Raw genomic sequence first — 16,511 nt, forward strand, 5'->3', positions numbered from 1 at the left:
GCAGCAGTTTTATATAGGTTAATGATATGAATACCATTACGTTCCATATAAATGTAAGGAGCCATGTTCGGGTCCCATTTACGAGTCATGTGTCCAAAATGAACGCCAGCCTCTAGTAAGTCTTTAACTTCAACTTTGTTTGCCATTTTTGTACTAGTTTACGTTCTGTTGATTAGCAATAATGTAGTAGCGATTACTCTGGTCTTCATTATTTAGATGCTAAACTAATTTTCCGATCGCATCGGAATAATAACAACAATAACTTTTTTAATAATAATTTTGTAAATCGATTAACGTTTAGAGAATTGGAATCTCTTACGAGCTTTCTTCTGTCCAAATTTCTTACGTTCTACCATTCTTGGATCTCTTGTTAACAATCCTTCTGGTTTCAAGATAGCTCTGTTTTCAGCTTCTACCTCACACATTGCTCTTGCAATAGCCATTCTCACAGCTTCTGCTTGCCCTGTTGAACCACCTCCATGTACGTTCACTTTTACATCAAAGTTGGTTGCATTTTCTGTCATAGACATTGGTTGCATAACTTTGTACTGTAAAGTAGCAGTAGGAAAGTAGTTTTCAAATTCTCTTTTGTTTACGGTGATTTTTCCTGTTCCTTCAGAAACATAAACACGTGCCACAGCACATTTTCTTCTACCGATTTTGTGAATAACTCCCATTACTTTAGATCGTTTAAGTTAACGGTTTTTGGTTGTTGAGCAGCATGTTTGTGCTCAGTACCAACATTTACATTTAAATTTCGGAATAATTCTGCACCTAATTTGTTTTTAGGTAACATTCCTTTTACAGCCTTTTCTACTAAAGTTGCAGGGTTTTTCTGTTGCAATACTTTAGCCGTTAGGCTTCTTTGTCCACCTGGGTAACCTGTGTGACGGATGTACGTTTTGTCATCCAACTTGTTACCAGTCAGGTTGATTTTTTCTGCGTTGATAACGATTACGTTATCTCCACAATCAACGTGCGGGGTATAATTAGGCTTGTATTTACCTCTCAATAGCATAGCTACTTTTGAAGCGAAACGACCTAAGTTATGACCCTCAGCATCTACAACAACCCACTGCTTGTCTGCGGTAGCTTTGTTGGCTGAAACTGTCTTGTAGCTTAATGTGTTCACAATATTTTATTTTAATTAAACATTCCATCCCCAATAAAGGGGTTGCAAAAGTACAATTAATTATTATAAAAGCAAATAGCAATTTGAGAATATTTTTTTAAGAAATAAATTGGCATTATTTTTAAGTAAAATTTGTGGCGTTTAGGAACTTAACAAATGATTTGTTGCTTGTATTTTTTGATAAAAATTAAAAGAATCTAAAATTTTCAATTGAATTTTACCTTATAAAAAGTTTCGACAATGACGTAGTAAAAAATAAAACTGTTAAAAGCGTATCATAATTTTACTATTTTTACATCTAAATTCATTTGTATGAAGCCAAAAATCACTTTAAAATTAATTGCTAAAGATTTAGGATTGTCAGTGTCAACTGTTTCAAAAGCTCTAAGCGATAGTCATGAAATTGGAGACGTTACCAAAATAAGAGTTCAGGAATATGCCAAGTTGCAAAATTACAAGCCTAATACCATGGCTAAAAACTTGAAAAATCAAAGAACCAATACTATTGGAGTGATTATTCCAAATATTTTAAATCCTTTTTTTGCTAAGGTTTTTAGTGGTATTGAAAAAGCCGCAAATGCCAAAGGTTATAATGTGATTACCTATATTTCAAACGAATCTCATAAAAAGGAAAAACAAGCGATGGATTTGTTAAGTAACGGAACGGTTGACGGATTTATACTTTCAGTAGCTCAAGAAACTCAAACCTTACATGATGTTTCACATTTTAAAGAAACACTTCGTGAAGGATTACCTATTGTCATGTTTGATAGAATCATGGAAGAAGTAAATTGTGATAAAGTTATTGTGGATGATTTTGAATCTTCCGTTGAAGCGGTAAATCATTTGATAAAATTAGGCTGTAAAAAAATTGCATTGCTATCATGTATTGACAATTTGAGTGTTGGAAAACATAGAGCTTTAGGTTATGAGAAAGCTCTAGAAAATAATAAAATTAAACCAAATGCTGATTTAGTTTTGAAAATAGAAAACCAAGAAGCTTTCGATATTCAATTAAAACAATTGTTGGACAAGCGAGAGGTAGATGGCATTTTGGCTATTGACGAACATTCATCAACCATGGCGATGAAAATTGCGATTCAGAAAGGCATAAAAATTCCGGAAGAATTATGCATCATTGGTTTTGCAGACGGCGTTTGGTCACGACGATTAACGCCAAGTTTATCCACCATTAGTCAACATGGACCTGAAATTGGTGAAGAAGCTGCCAAACTTTTAATTGAAAAATTAGAAAGCAAACAAGAATCACCAACATATAAGACTACGGTTGTGAAAACAGAGTTGAGACAACGGGATTCCACAAGGAGGGTTTAGGATTTTATTTCATTCAAACTCTGTCAAAGTTTTAAACTTTGACAGAGTTTTTTATTTACATCTGAACACTCCCAACTCCTTACTGAATACTAAAAACTTCCCTAATGAGCCTCCAACCAATTCCTTCCCATTCCCAATTCCACATCCAACGGAACATTCAATTTAAACGCATTTTCCATTTCGTGTTTAATCATCGGTTGAATTTTTTCTAATTCAGAATTGTGGACATCAAACACTAATTCGTCATGTACCTGCAATAACATTTTGGATTGCCATTTTTCTGAAGTCAATTTTTGATGAATGTTAATCATCGCAATTTTGATAATATCGGCCGCCGAACCTTGAATGGGAGCGTTGACAGCATTTCGTTCAGCACCGCTTCGTACCATCGCATTTGCGGAATTAATATCTTTTAAATAACGTCGTCTTCCTAAAACGGTTTGCACATAACCATGTTCTCTAGCAAAATCAACTTGGTTTGCCATATAGGCTTTCAGTTTTGGATAAGTAGCATAATAGGCATCAATCAATTCGGCACTTTCTTTTCGGGATAAATTCGTTTGGTTGGAAAGTCCGAATGCCGAAACCCCATAAATAATTCCGAAGTTCACCGTTTTGGCATTGCTTCGCTGTTCTTTGGTTACTTCTTCTAACGGAACATTAAACACTTTTGCAGCGGTACTTTTGTGAATATCTTCTTTGTTTTGAAAGGCTTTAATCATATTTTCTTCGCCTGATAAAGCGGCAATAATGCGAAGTTCTATTTGCGAATAATCGGCAGAAACTAACGTATAATTTTCATCTCTGGCAATAAATGCTTTTCGGATTAATCGACCTCTCTCGGTGCGAATCGGAATGTTTTGCAAATTCGGATTGTTGGAACTCAATCGACCGGTTGCGGCAACCGTTTGCATATAATCGGTGTGAACGCGTTGCGTTTTTGGATCTACTTGATTCGGCAACGCATCAATATAAGTGCTTTGCAACTTAACCATTTGTCGCCATTCCAAAATGTCTTTCACAATCTGGTGCTCATTCACTAAATAACTCAAAACCTCTTCGCCGGTGGCATATTGTCCGGTTTTAGTTTTCTTTTGTTTGGCTCCGCCGATTTTTAATTTATCAAATAAAATATCGCCCAATTGTTTTGGAGAGGCCAAATTGAATTTTTCTCCGGCTGTTTCATAGATTTTTTGTTCAAATTCGGTGATTTCTTTTTGCATATCCACCGACATTTTTTTCAGAAAATCCACATCCAATCGAATACCTTCAGATTCCATTGCAGCTAAAACCGGAATTAAAGGAATTTCGATTTCATCAAACAATTTCTTCGTTTCGGCTTTGTCTAAAATCGGACTGAAAATTTCTTTTAGTTGAAACGTAATATCAGCATCTTCGGCAGCATATTCTTTTATGTCTTCCAAATTGACATCACGCATTGATTTCTGGTTTTTACCTTTTTTTCCAATTAACGTTTCGATGGATTTTGGCGAATATTTCAAATACGTTTCCGATAAAACATCCATATTGTGACGCATGTCAGGATTAATCAAATAATGAGCAATCATCGTGTCAAATAATTTTCCTTTGACAGAAATGCCATAATTCGCTAAAATTTTCAAATCATATTTGATATTCTGACCAATCTTTTCAATGGTTTCACTTTCAAAAAAAGGTCTGAATTTCTCCATTAATTGTTGAGCTTCCTCTTGATTTTCCGGAAATGGAACGTAAAATGCTTTTCCTTTTTCCCACGAAAGTGCCAAACCAACCAATTCTGCATTCAACGCATCAATTCCGGTGGTTTCAGTATCAAAACAAACTGAAGTTTGATTCATTAAATTCTGTAAAAGCAGTTTTAAATGTAAATCACCTTGAACCAATTCATAATGATGAGAAGTCGTTTCTAATGTGGCATAAAACGAATTTGTTCTCACTTCATTTGAATCATCATCACTAAAACCAAACAAATCAAATTGATCTTCGTTGGATTTTTTAGTTATAGGCTTTTTTTGAATTTGATTTTGGTCATTGCTATTATCATTGACCTCTCCATTTCCATTGGTGTTAATTTCATCATATTCTTTCCCGGTGCCAAACCATTTGTCGAATTGGGCTTTCATTTGACGGAATTCCAATTCTTGAAAAATAGCATCTGTTTTTTCTACGTCGGGTTTTGACAATTCAAAATCGGCAGCATCAAAGGTTACCGGACAATCGAGTAGGATAGTGGCCAGTTTTTTGGACAGCAAACCTTGCTCGGCATTGTCTTCAATTTTTTGTTTTATGGCTCCTTTTAGTTTGTCGGTATTGGCTAACAGATTTTCAATAGAACCGAACTCTTTTAATAATTTTTTAGCCGTCACATCGCCAACTCCCGGAAACCCCGGAATATTATCAACGGCATCACCTTTCATTCCTAAAAAATCAATCACTTGTAGGGGATGTTCAATTTCAAATTTTTCCAGCACTTCGGGAATTCCCCAAATTTCAATATCGTTCCCCATTCGGGCGGGTTTGTACATAAAAATATTTTCGGAAACCAATTGAGCAAAATCCTTATCAGGCGTCACCATAAAAACTTGAAATCCTTCTTTTTCGGCTTGTTTGGCTAATGTTCCAATTAAATCATCGGCTTCAAACCCTGCTTTTTCCATAATTGGAATTTGCATCGCTTTTAATAATTCCTGAATATACGGAACGGCAATTTTGATAGCCTCCGGTGTTTCGTCACGATTGGCTTTATAGGTTGGAAATAATTCATTTCTAAAATCACTACCGCCTTTGTCGAAAGCTACTGCTAAATGATCGGGTTTTTCGCGTTTTATCACATCCATAAGGGCATTCATAAATCCCATAATGGCGGACGTGTCCATTCCTTTGGAATTAATGCGGGGATTTTTGATAAAAGCATAGTACCCACGAAAAATTAAAGCGTAAGCATCAAGAAGGAAAAGGCGTTTTTGCGTTGACATAAATCTTATTTATTGAAGATTTCAAAGATACATTTTTGATTCCTAAAAAAGAAAAATGCCGAAACCAATTTCTGATTTTGACATTTTGCAACCATTGAAAAATTATTTATTTATAATAAAATGAAATTCATTAAAAGTCTTAGATAGAGATGTTTTTTTTAAGATTTACAACCGTTAAATTTTTAATAAATACAAATCAAACAAGAGCAGATGTTGTTATTTTGTATGAAAATTAATTTTGATGATTCGTTTGTTGTTTTTTATTGCGTTTGTTTTATTGATAGAAGTCTATGCTTTTCAGGCATTCAAAACACTTTCCCGAATTAAATGGGTGCAGTATTCTTATATTATTACAAGTGTTTTAATTTTTGTCTTTATCATTTATTCGTTTACTCAATTTGATCGAAGTGTTGGTCAAACGTCCAAAACGCTTTTCACTCTGGGGTTAGTTTTGATTGTTTATATTCCAAAAATGATATTAACGTTAGTCATGTTTGGGGAAGATTTTTATAGAATTATTTCCGGCACGATTTCTCATTTTTTAGGCAGTACAGACCAGAGTTCTTTCCTTCCGGAAAGGAGAAAATTTGTCAGTCAAATTGCTCTTGGAGTGGCTGCCGTTCCATTTTTATCACTTTTGTATGGCATGACGAAAGGGAAATATAATTTTAAGGTCATCAAACAAACACTTTTCTTCAAAGATTTGCCTGATAGTTTTGACGGAACAACCATCACACATATTTCCGATATTCATTCCGGTAGTTTTGATGATCCGGAAAAAATTCAGTATGCCGTTGATTTGATTAATGAACAAAATTCTGATATGGTTTTGTTTACCGGAGATATCGTAAACACACATGCCACCGAAATGGATCCATGGATTGACACATTTAAAGGAATACGCAATCCAAAGTTTGGAAAATATTCTGTTTTAGGAAATCATGATTATGGTGAATATATCAATTGGCCATCGCAAAAAGCAAAAGAGGATAATTTTGAAGCCATAAAAAAATTACACCAACAAATTGATTTCAAATTATTATTAAATGAAAATGTAAAATTGATAAACGGAGCCGATGAAATTGCCATAGTTGGCGTTGAAAATTGGGGACATAGTTTTAAGAAGGCAGGTGATTTAATCAAAGCTTCAACAGGATTACAACAAAACGATTTTAAAATCTTAATGAGCCATGATCCAAGCCATTGGGAATATGAAGTTAAAAACCACGAAAATAATTTCCATTTAACCTTATCAGGCCACACACACGGCTTGCAATTTGGTATTGAAATTCCGGGATTTATTAAATGGAGTCCGGTGCAATATGTTTACAAACAATGGGCAGGATTGTATGAGAATTTAGGGAGATATGTTTATGTAAATAGAGGTTTTGGCTTTCATGCATACCCTGGAAGAGTAGGAATTTGGCCTGAAATTACGGTAATCGAACTAAAAAAAGGAGAAAAAGTAGTGTAATTCGTTAAAAATACTACATTTGTATATTATTTATTTAAAGAATAGGTTTAATTTCAATATAAAATTTGTCAACTTATGTCAAAATTTGGTGAACTTATTAACGCTCAAGTTCCAGTTTTAATCGATTTCTACACCGAATGGAACGAGTCTTCTGTGGCCATGCATCCTGTTATCAGAGATGTGGCAGCTGCTTTGGGTGACAAAGCAAAAGTGATTAAAATTGATGTAGATAAAAATCAAGAATTAGCAGACGCTCTTAGAATCAAAGGACTTCCAACTTTAATGATTTATAAAGAAGGTCAAATGGTTTGGAGACAATCCGGAGAGTTAGATGCTAATACTATTATTGGTTTGGTTCAAGAACAGGTTTAATCAATTCTTTCACATCGATAACCGTTTTCGGATAAAAATTGTAATGTTTTTGGAAGTGCATATTCCAAATTCGGAAATGCTTTTATACTATCGTGAAATACGATAATGCTTCCGGATGCTACATTTTTCAATACATTTTTCAAGCATTTTTCTTTTGTAATAGTGGTGTTGTAATCAACACTTAAAACATCCCACATGATGATTTTATATCCTTGCTTTCGTAATTTTTGTGATTGCAATGGCTTTATTTTTCCATAAGGCGGACGAAAGAGTTTTGATTGAATATTTTTTGGTGAACTTTTTTGAATTTCTTCCTCACATTGTTCAACCTCTTTTAAATAAACTCTGTTTGCCGTATTCCATCCTTTTACATGATTGAATGTGTGATTTCCAACGGCATGACCTTCAGTAATTAATTTATTGAAAATTCCAGGATATTTTTCAATATTGTTTCCAATACAAAAAAAGGTAGCTTTGTAATTGTAAGTTTTCAATTGTTCTAAAACCCATTCTGTAATTTTAGGAGTTGGTCCGTCATCAAAAGTGAGGTAAACTTTTTTTTCATTATTTGGAATGTCCCAAACATAATTTGAAAAAATGGTTTTAATAATTTGATTGGTTTTTATCCAGAGTATATTCATAAAAAATTATTAAAATAAGAGCCAAATTAATGGCTCTTATTTTTATTCGTTTTTGCGTTTGAAGCGTTCAAATCGTTTGTTATAGTTGTTAAAGTCTATCTTGGATTTTTCAAAAAACTCCTCATCGCCTCTGTCTTTCATTGTTGTTAAGAGAGATCGGTAACGTTCTATATTTGTTACAATTTCAACAATTAAATCACTTTGTTCTTTTGATTTTAAACTGCTGTAATAATTTAAATTGTCTTGGTATTTTCCAATTAGTTTGGTAAGTAATACCCTGGCTTTTTCTTTTTCGCCAACTTCATAATAACCTCCGGCAAAGGGTTCAACCATGGTATAATATCCATATAAATCAATTGGCATTTTTTCGATAGCCAAATTAATAACATCTTTGGCTTTGTCAATTTTTTCTTCTCTGATCAATTGCTCCATTAATCGAGCAATATTGGTACGATAGGAAATGCTGTTTCTTCTTGTTTCAATATCGTGATAAATATCTGTTCTTTCACCATTGCCCCAATCCCATTTCATAATGATGTCATACATTTTATCACTATCAATCTGTCCCATATCTAATGGGCTTCCTCCTTTTTCAACAGGGGTATAAACCGGGACTAATTTGTAAACCAAGCCTTGTAGTTGAAGATAGTCTTTCATCCAAATATAATCGTCATCACTAAAACTTCCTCCTGTAAAACAGATTGGTCTTTCCCAATTATTATTATTAATAATGTCTAACATCATCAGTCTGTTTTTTAGTAAAGATCTTGATTTAATTGTCAAATCGATATAAGGTACAATTGAATCATGATATTTTTCATTCAAGACCTTGTTTTTGATAACGGCTTGCTTGTCAACCGGAATTCTTATTTTATTAGTTGGGAAAAAGTTAAGTTTTTGACCGTTTTGCATTTCAACTTTTGTGCGGTCATCATCCATGGCAATAAAATTCAAGAAATCTTTTAGTTCTAAAGCGTTTTCTGTTTTTGGGGAATACACACAATAATCAAGGTTGTCTCCAACATATTGTTTTCTAACAAATGAAATAGGTAAAGGTTCCGATTCATAAGCTTTGGCTTTCATTTGATCAATGTACCAGTCTGTCATTAATAAACTGGTGTTTACAATTCGTACATCGGTTCTAATGCCTTCAATTTCTTGAGCATACCAAAGCGGGAAAGTATCATTATCTCCAATTGTAAATAAAATGGCATTTGGATCACACGATTCTAAATAAGCTTTCGCATTTGCCAAAGCAGTATATTTATTGGAACGATCATGATCATCCCAATTTTGAGAAGCCATTAAAATAGGTGCAGCAAGAAGTGTGGTTGTCAAAACTAAAGGCACTACAAGTTTAGGTTGCAACCATTTTTTTAAATAATCAATTATAGCAAAAGCACCAAAACCAATCCAGATTGCAAAAATATAGAAAGAGCCAACTAAGGCATAATCACGTTCTCTGGGTTCAAATGGTTTTTCATTGAGGTAAATTTTTAAAATTAATCCGGTAAATAAAAACAACACCAACAAAACATAAAATAGTTTTAAATCTTTTTTAGCTAAAAAAATCAACCCAATTATGCCCAAAATGAAAGGTAAAAAATAATAGATATTTCTCCCTTTGTTGTTTTTTACATCTGCCGGAAGATTATTTTGTGAACCTAACCTAGCTGAATCAATTGCTCCAATGCCACTAATCCAATTTCCGTCCAAAATATCATATTTGCCTTGAACATCATTTTGTCTTCCAACAAAATTCCACATTAAATAACGCCAATACATATAGCCAAATTGATATTCAAACATGAAACTCAAGTTGTCCCAAGTACTTGGTTTGTCAACAATTAAATAGTTTCCATAGGATTTTAAGAAAGTATTGTAATCTTCAATATCCAGCTTACCCATTGCAAAAGCTTGTTTGAATTCTAAAACAATGGAAACTAATTCTTCTTCGTGACTGTATTCAGGATTAATTTTAAAATCCGGGACACTTGTGAAATTTATATAATTTTCAACATGATCAGTGCTCCACATTCTTGGTAAAATTGCCTTATGTCTTGAGTCACTGTTTTGAACTGCATTTTTATAGTTGTTTGTAATGACATATTTTTTTGTAGTGTAATCTCGCTCATAGTTTGGAGCATTATCCAAAAAAGGAGTGTCAGAATCTAGACCAGCATAAGCATCTGTATATTGAGGTCCGTAAAATAAAGGATTATGTCCATATTGTTCTCTATTGTAATATGCCAAAACTTCTCTTGCGTCAGAAGGTCTATTTTCGTTAATTACAACGTTAGCGTTTGCTCTGATTGGCAGCATCATCCAAGTTGAAAACCCTATAAAAATGAACAAGATACACAACAATAAAGTGTTAAATTGAGGTTTGTTTTTGATTCTCGTATAGCGAAGACCAAAGAAAAAGAAGGCAATTAACAATAATGTTGTAAAAATAGTTCCTGAATCAAAAGGCATTCCTAGAGAGTTTACCATGAAAACTTCTGTTTTTCCAAACAAAGCCATAGTCCATGGAAGTAGTAATTTAAAAATAAACAACAAAACAGCAACAACTACAATGTTTGCGATAATAAAACCTTTAACGGTGATTGTTTTGAAGTTTTTGAAATAATACAGGAGTCCAATAGCGGGAATAGTTAATAGAGCCATAAAGTGAACCCCGAACGATAGACCAATAACTAAACATATAATGAGAAGCCATCTATTTCCGCGTGGTTTGTGCATGTCTTCTTCCCAGCGGAGTCCCAACCAAAAAAGTAAGGCAATAAATAAAGTAGCCATCGCATAAACTTCTGCCTCTACAGCATTGAACCAAAAGCTATCCGAGAAGGTGAAAGCTAATGCACCTATAAATGAACTTCCTAAAACAGCATAGTCATTCCAAACAGAAGTTTCGGTAAAGCGTGATGTAATTTTTTTTAAGATGATCGTTGAAGACCAAAACAAAAATAATATGGTAAAAGCACTGGAAAATACAGACATCATATTTACCATTAAGGCTACTTTTGATGCTTCAGTGGCAAACATAGCAAAGAATGCACCCATCATTTGAAATAAAGGAGCTCCGGGAGGGTGACCAATTTGAAGTTTAGCAGAGGTGGCAATATATTCCCCACAATCCCAAAAACTAACCGTTGGTTCAACGGTTAAACTAAAAACAGCTAAGGCAATTGCAAAAGTTACCCACCCAATGATGGTATTCCATTTAGAAAAGTTAAAAGTAGTCATGAATTTGATTTGAATTTTAAAATCATATCCACAAAGAAACTATTTTTTTGGCTATTGAGCCTCGCATTAACAAAATTTTCTAATGTAAAAGTGCATCTAAGTAACGGATTGGCTTGTTTTTAAGGTAATAAAAAAAATAAAAAAATAAATTTCGTTCAAAATACTTGCGAAAATTAAAATATGTTTTAAATTTGCACTCGCAATTAACAAATGCTGGTCCATGGTGTAATGGTAACACTACGGTTTTTGGTACCGTCATTCAAGGTTCGAGTCCTTGTGGACCAACAAAAAACTCCTTCTGAAAAGAGGGAGTTTTTTTATGCTGATTTTTTATTTTAACAAATAAAGATAATGATTGTAATAATCAATGATGGCTTTTCCTTTTAAAAGAATATCTGCTCCAATAATTCCGTGAACAGTTTTTGCTTTATATTGTTTTAATGCGGTATTTACATGACTCATATCAAAAACAATTAATGTAGTGTCTTTGGAGTTCCACCTGCCAAGTTTTAAAGAATTGTTCTCAGCAATCTGTGTTTCCATTCCTGTAGCACCGGCACCGGCAGCTGTAGTTTTGGAAGCTTTTGCAGTTAAATTAAAATAAATTGTGCTTTCAAATCCCACACAACTGTTTGAGGCTCCTGTGTCTAAAATAAAATTTCCTTTAACGCCATTAATGGTAGCTTTAATCAAAAGGTGTTGGGTTTTGGAAACCTTAAACGGAATTTTTTTATATCCTTTTTCTTTTAAAATATCATGTAGGTTTTTCATTGGCTTTTTTTCAATTTTCAAAAATAAGTTATTCAGTTCATTTAAGAGAAGAAGTTCTCAACTTTGTATATTTGTGGCTTTAAAATAAACTATGCAACTTACAGACACGCACGCTCATTTATATTCAGAAGAATTTGACTCTGACAGAGAGGGGATGATGCAGAGGGCTTTTCAAGCTGATGTTTCTCGTTTTTTTATTCCTGCTATAGATTCAAATGCAACGCAAGCTATGTATGATTTAGAAAAACAATATCCTGAACATGTTTTTTTAATGGCAGGTTTGCATCCTTGTTATGTCAAAGAAAATTACGAAGAAGAATTGGCTCACGTTGAACAGCAATTGGAAGCCCGAAAATTTGTAGCCGTTGGAGAGATTGGCATTGATTTGTTTTGGGATAAATCTACTTTAGCGATTCAAAAAATAGCATTTAAACATCAAATTCAATTGGCAAAAAAGTATAAACTGCCCATAGTAATTCATTGCAGAGAATCATTTGATGAAATTTTTGAGGTTCTTGAAGAAGAGAAAAGTGATGATTTATATGGCATTTTTCATTGTTTTACAGGAACTTTTGAACAAGCTCAAAAAGCTATTGGTTACAATATGAAGCTTGGAATTGGGGGTGTTGTTACATTTAAAAACGGAAAAATTGATACCTTTTTAAATCAAATAGACATAAGTCACCTCGTTTTGGAGACAGATTCCCCTTATTTAGCTCCGGTTCCTCACAGAGGTAAGCGAAACGAAAGTAGTTATACTGCAATAATTGCCTCAAAAATTGCTGATATATATCAGATTTCTGTTGAAGAAGTCGCTCAAATTACAACAGATAACTCAAAACAGGTTTTTGGGTTTTAAATAGAATTTAACCTAAAAGTCACAAAAATTTTGTTCATTTGTCATTGAAAAAAAACAGTTAATGTCAAAATTTGATTCAATTCGACCCTATTACGATAGTGAGGTTAATGAAGGAATTTGCTCCATACTAAATCATCCAATGATGAAGGCTATGATGAATTTCACCTATCCTGAAATTGATGAATCTGTTTGGATGGAACAATTAAAGAAAACTCACTCAATCAGAGATTTTCAAGTAAATTTCATTTATGAATCGGTACAGAAAGTACTGGAAAGAAGTTCAGATGGATTGACAACTTCCGGTTTTGATGCTTTAGAAAAAAACACTTCATATTTATTTATATCAAATCATAGAGATATTATTTTAGATACCTCTTTGTTAAATGTGTCTTTATATGATCATCAGTTGGTGATGACAGCATCTGCAATTGGAGATAATTTAGTAAAAAAAGATTTTTTATTAAAACTTTCCAAGTTAAACAGAAATTTTTTGGTATTAAGAAACCTACCACCAAGAGAATTATTGCAATCGTCTAAATTAATGTCGGAATATATTGGACATTTATTGCAACGAGAAAATCGTTCTGTTTGGATAGCTCAACGGGAAGGAAGAACCAAAGATGGAAATGATGCAACCCATCAAGGTGTATTAAAAATGCTTGCCATGGGGTCTGATGAAAATCAGGTGATGGATTATTTTAAGAAGATTAAAATAGTTCCGGTGTCAATTTCTTATGAATATGATCCAACGGATGCTTTAAAAATGCCGCAATTGATTGCTGAAGCTAACAATGAAATATATATTAAAGAGAAAAATGAGGATTTCATTACTCTTTTGAGTGGCATTATGGGGCAGAAAAAACGCATTCACATTCATGTGGCAGGTGTTCTTGACCAAGAAATAGACCAAATCAAATCGAATGTTGATAATTCCAACAAGCAAATTCAAGCTTTAGCACAAACAATTGATGATGCAATTCTTTCTACCTATAAACTTTGGCCAACCAATTATATAGCTTATGACTTGTTGTATAACACCAATCGTTTTGAAAATCATTATACTGAAAATGAAAAAATGTTGTTTGAGAGAAGGTTGGAAATGAAAATTGACAGCACAAATTTAAAAGCAATAGAAAGTTTTTTGGCTATGTATGCGAATCCGGTGGTTAACAAAATGAAGTACGAAAATGCCCAATAATGCAAAAATACTTTTGATATATACTGGTGGAACCATCGGTATGATAAAAGATTTTGAAACAGGTGCTTTAAAGGCATTCAATTTCAAAAAGCTTTTGCAACGCATTCCTGAATTAAAACAATTGGATTGTGAAATTGAAACGTATTCGTTTGAAAAACCTATAGATTCTTCCAATATGAATCCTGAACGATGGGTTGAAATTGTAGAAATTGTTGAAAGCAATTACGAAAAATTTGATGGATTTGTTGTTTTGCATGGTTCCGATACGATGTCTTATAGTGCTTCTGCGGTGAGTTTTATGTTAGAAAATCTCTCTAAACCTGTTGTGTTTACAGGTTCGCAATTACCAATTGGTGATTTGAGAACAGATGCGAAAGAAAATTTAATAACAGCAATTCAAATTGCTTCTTTACGTCAAAAGAATAAGGCGGTTTTTCAAGAGGTGTGTTTGTATTTTGAATATAAATTATATAGAGGAAACAGAACAACCAAAGTAAATGCAGAACATTTCAAAGCATTTTCATCTCCCAATTTTCCCCCATTAGCTGAGTCGGGGGTACACTTGAAGGTAAATAATGAACTGCTTCCAACGCAAAATAAAACACTAAAATTACATGTTCATAAAAATTTAGATTGTAATGTTGTAATTATAAAATTGTTTCCAGGAATTAATCATGCTGTTTTTTCAGCACTATTGGAGGTTCCAAATTTAAAAGGAATTATTTTAGAAACCTATGGGGCCGGAAATGCATCAACAGACGATTGGTTTGTGGCCGATTTGAAAAGTGCAATAAAAAAAGGAATTTACGTTATTAATGTAACACAATGTTCGGGTGGAAGTGTGAATATGGGACAATATGAAACTAGTAGTTCATTAAAAAAGATAGGAGTTATCTCGGGAAAAGACATAACAACTGAAGCAGCAATTTGTAAATTAATGTATCTGTTAGGACAAAATGTTTCACCTAAAGTGTTCAAAACCATTTTCGAAACACCTTTAAGAGGAGAATTGTCATAAAAATAACGAATTAAATTTTTCCAAGTGATAATTTTTTTGTTATTTGGCACCTTGTAAATGCATACTTTAAATGTATGGGGAGAGGTGTCCGAGTGGTCGAAGGAGCACGCCTGGAAAGTGTGTATACTCCAAAAGGGTATCAAGGGTTCGAATCCCTTTCTCTCCGCTGTTTAAAAAATATGTTTTTATATAAGAATTTTTATTAATACCTTTAACCTGTTAACTAATTAAAATTAAGAACAAAAAAAATGAAAAGACTATTTTCTATTTTAGCTATCTCTGGTTTGTTTTTGTTTGGAACCATTCAAGCTCAAGAATCAGATTCAATTCAAACTTCAGAACCTGCTGCTGTTGAAACGGTTGCAGAAGAAACACCACAAGTTGATGCTCTTGCAGACGATGCAGTTGAATCTTCAGAAAGATCATTTACTCAAGAATTAAAACTACGTTTTATTGAGGGTGGTCCTGGATTTATGGGGATTGTATTGTTGTGTTTGATTCTTGGATTAGCCATTGCAATCGAAAGAATCATTTATTTAAATTTGTCAACTACTAATTCAAAAAAATTAATTAAAGATGTAGAAGATGCTCTTAAATCAGGTGGTGTTAATGCTGCAAAAGAAGTTTGTAGAAACACAACCGGACCTGTTGCTTCTATTTTTTATCAAGGTTTAGATCGTATTGATCATGGAGTAGAATCTGCTGAAAAAGCTGTAGTGGCTTACGGAGGCGTGCAAATGGGTCAATTAGAGAAAAACGTATCTTGGATTTCTTTGTTTATCGCTCTTGCTCCGATGTTAGGATTCATGGGTACTGTAATCGGGATGATTCAGGCTTTTGATAAAATCCAAGCTGCCGGAAACATGGATGCTTCACTTGTTGCAGGTGGTATTAAAGTAGCCTTATTAACAACTGTATTTGGTCTTATTGTTGCCATTATTCTTCAAGTTTTCTACAACTATATCATTGCAAAAATTGATTCTATCGTTAATGACATGGAAGATGCATCAATCAGCTTGGTTGATATCTTGGTAGATTACAAAAACAAATAATAACAGATAATAAGTAACTTATGAATTTTAAAAAATTTACCCGATTAGCGGCTATTGTAATAAGTTTACTTGCAGTAGTTTTTTGGGCAACTATTGCGTTTTCGTCTGAAGATGAGGGCGGAATGATTTCACCTATGATATACGTAGCTTTTTTAGTGCTTAAAATTGCAATAGTATTGGTTTTAGTATATACATTCAAAAACTTAGCATCTAAAAAAGGAGATCTTAAGAAAACATTTATTAGTGTTGGGGCTTTTGTTGGTGTGCTTTTAGTCTCTTTTATATTGGCAGATTCCACACCGGTAAAAGTAGAGGCAGGAGAGGTTTCTTCAACCACCTCCAAATTAGTAAGTACTGGTTTAAATGCTTTTTATATTTTGGCTTTAGTCGCGATAGGTTTGATGTTTTTTACAGGGTATAACCGTCTTAAAAAATAAT

Annotated in this window: 15 protein-coding genes and 2 tRNA genes; 10 read left to right on the plus strand and 7 right to left on the minus strand. The window is 33.4% G+C overall.

What is annotated here, in order from left to right; genetic code table 11:
• The 3 genes from B3L86_RS00945 to rplM all read right to left on the minus strand — a co-directional run.
• Positions 1-146: 30S ribosomal protein S2 (locus tag B3L86_RS00945; RefSeq protein WP_291114123.1), on the minus strand; the 146-nt coding region annotated here is incomplete at its 3' end.
• Between the two features lie 144 nt (positions 147-290).
• On the minus strand, positions 291-677 hold the full coding sequence (gene rpsI / locus B3L86_RS00950; protein WP_188361125.1) for a 30S ribosomal protein S9: 387 nt from the start codon (positions 675-677) through the stop codon (positions 291-293).
• Positions 677-1,132: a 50S ribosomal protein L13 gene (gene rplM / locus B3L86_RS00955; protein ID WP_188361126.1), complete on the minus strand. Its 456-nt coding sequence runs from the start codon at positions 1,130-1,132 to the stop codon at positions 677-679. The genes rpsI and rplM overlap by 1 nt, the downstream gene beginning before the upstream one ends.
• A 312-nt stretch (positions 1,133-1,444) precedes the next feature.
• Between rplM and B3L86_RS00960 the strand changes: the two genes are divergently transcribed.
• Positions 1,445-2,467 (plus strand): LacI family DNA-binding transcriptional regulator, encoded by a 1,023-nt coding sequence (locus B3L86_RS00960; RefSeq protein ID WP_291113983.1) that lies wholly within the window; start codon positions 1,445-1,447, stop codon positions 2,465-2,467.
• A 101-nt stretch (positions 2,468-2,568) separates the two neighbouring features.
• Here B3L86_RS00960 and polA read toward each other — a convergent pair whose 3' ends face one another.
• Positions 2,569-5,442, minus strand: coding sequence for a DNA polymerase I (gene polA, locus B3L86_RS00965; RefSeq protein ID WP_291113987.1), 2,874 nt, complete (start codon positions 5,440-5,442; stop codon positions 2,569-2,571).
• 241 nt (positions 5,443-5,683) lie between these two features.
• Between polA and B3L86_RS00970 the strand changes: the two genes are divergently transcribed.
• Both B3L86_RS00970 and B3L86_RS00975 read left to right on the plus strand, forming a co-directional pair.
• On the plus strand, positions 5,684-6,916 hold the full coding sequence (locus B3L86_RS00970; protein ID WP_291113990.1) for a metallophosphoesterase: 1,233 nt from the start codon (positions 5,684-5,686) through the stop codon (positions 6,914-6,916).
• 75 nt (positions 6,917-6,991) lie between these two features.
• Positions 6,992-7,288: a thioredoxin family protein gene (locus B3L86_RS00975; protein WP_248435864.1), complete on the plus strand. Its 297-nt coding sequence runs from the start codon at positions 6,992-6,994 to the stop codon at positions 7,286-7,288.
• Here the strand turns inward: B3L86_RS00975 and B3L86_RS00980 are convergent.
• Together B3L86_RS00980 and B3L86_RS00985 are read right to left on the minus strand one after the other, a co-directional pair.
• Complete coding sequence (locus B3L86_RS00980; protein ID WP_291113993.1) at positions 7,285-7,929, minus strand: polysaccharide deacetylase family protein; 645 nt, start codon at positions 7,927-7,929, stop codon at positions 7,285-7,287. The two genes, B3L86_RS00975 and B3L86_RS00980, sit on opposite strands and share 4 nt — an antisense overlap.
• Before the next feature lie 42 nt (positions 7,930-7,971).
• Positions 7,972-11,175: a DUF2723 domain-containing protein gene (locus B3L86_RS00985; protein ID WP_291113996.1), complete on the minus strand. Its 3,204-nt coding sequence runs from the start codon at positions 11,173-11,175 to the stop codon at positions 7,972-7,974.
• Positions 11,176-11,389: 214 nt separating this feature from the next.
• Between B3L86_RS00985 and B3L86_RS00990 the strand changes: the two genes are divergently transcribed.
• Positions 11,390-11,460: transfer RNA gene (locus B3L86_RS00990), tRNA-Gln, on the plus strand.
• Positions 11,461-11,505: 45 nt separating this feature from the next.
• Here B3L86_RS00990 and B3L86_RS00995 read toward each other — a convergent pair.
• Complete coding sequence (locus B3L86_RS00995) at positions 11,506-11,946, minus strand: retropepsin-like aspartic protease (RefSeq protein ID WP_291113999.1); 441 nt, start codon at positions 11,944-11,946, stop codon at positions 11,506-11,508.
• Between the two features lie 91 nt (positions 11,947-12,037).
• Between B3L86_RS00995 and B3L86_RS01000 the strand changes: the two genes are divergently transcribed.
• The 6 genes from B3L86_RS01000 (at position 12,038) to B3L86_RS01025 (ending at position 16,510) form a co-directional block, all read left to right on the plus strand.
• On the plus strand, positions 12,038-12,805 hold the full coding sequence (locus B3L86_RS01000) for a TatD family hydrolase (protein ID WP_291114002.1): 768 nt from the start codon (positions 12,038-12,040) through the stop codon (positions 12,803-12,805).
• A 61-nt stretch (positions 12,806-12,866) separates the two neighbouring features.
• Complete coding sequence (locus tag B3L86_RS01005; protein ID WP_291114005.1) at positions 12,867-14,003, plus strand: 1-acyl-sn-glycerol-3-phosphate acyltransferase; 1,137 nt, start codon at positions 12,867-12,869, stop codon at positions 14,001-14,003.
• Positions 13,993-15,021, plus strand: coding sequence for an asparaginase (locus tag B3L86_RS01010; protein ID WP_291114007.1), 1,029 nt, complete (start codon positions 13,993-13,995; stop codon positions 15,019-15,021). The genes B3L86_RS01005 and B3L86_RS01010 overlap by 11 nt, the downstream gene beginning before the upstream one ends.
• Positions 15,022-15,099: 78 nt before the next feature.
• Positions 15,100-15,187: transfer RNA gene (locus B3L86_RS01015), tRNA-Ser, on the plus strand.
• An 82-nt stretch (positions 15,188-15,269) separates the two neighbouring features.
• Positions 15,270-16,073 carry a MotA/TolQ/ExbB proton channel family protein gene (locus B3L86_RS01020; protein ID WP_291114008.1) on the plus strand — a complete coding sequence of 268 codons (804 nt, stop codon included), beginning with the start codon at positions 15,270-15,272 and terminating at the stop codon, positions 16,071-16,073.
• Between the two features lie 20 nt (positions 16,074-16,093).
• Positions 16,094-16,510 (plus strand): hypothetical protein, encoded by a 417-nt coding sequence (locus B3L86_RS01025; RefSeq protein WP_291114011.1) that lies wholly within the window; start codon positions 16,094-16,096, stop codon positions 16,508-16,510.
• Position 16,511: the final 1 nt, after the last annotated feature.

This window comes from Flavobacterium sp. UBA6135 (assembly GCF_002428305.1).
GTDB lineage: Bacteria > Bacteroidota > Bacteroidia > Flavobacteriales > Flavobacteriaceae > Flavobacterium.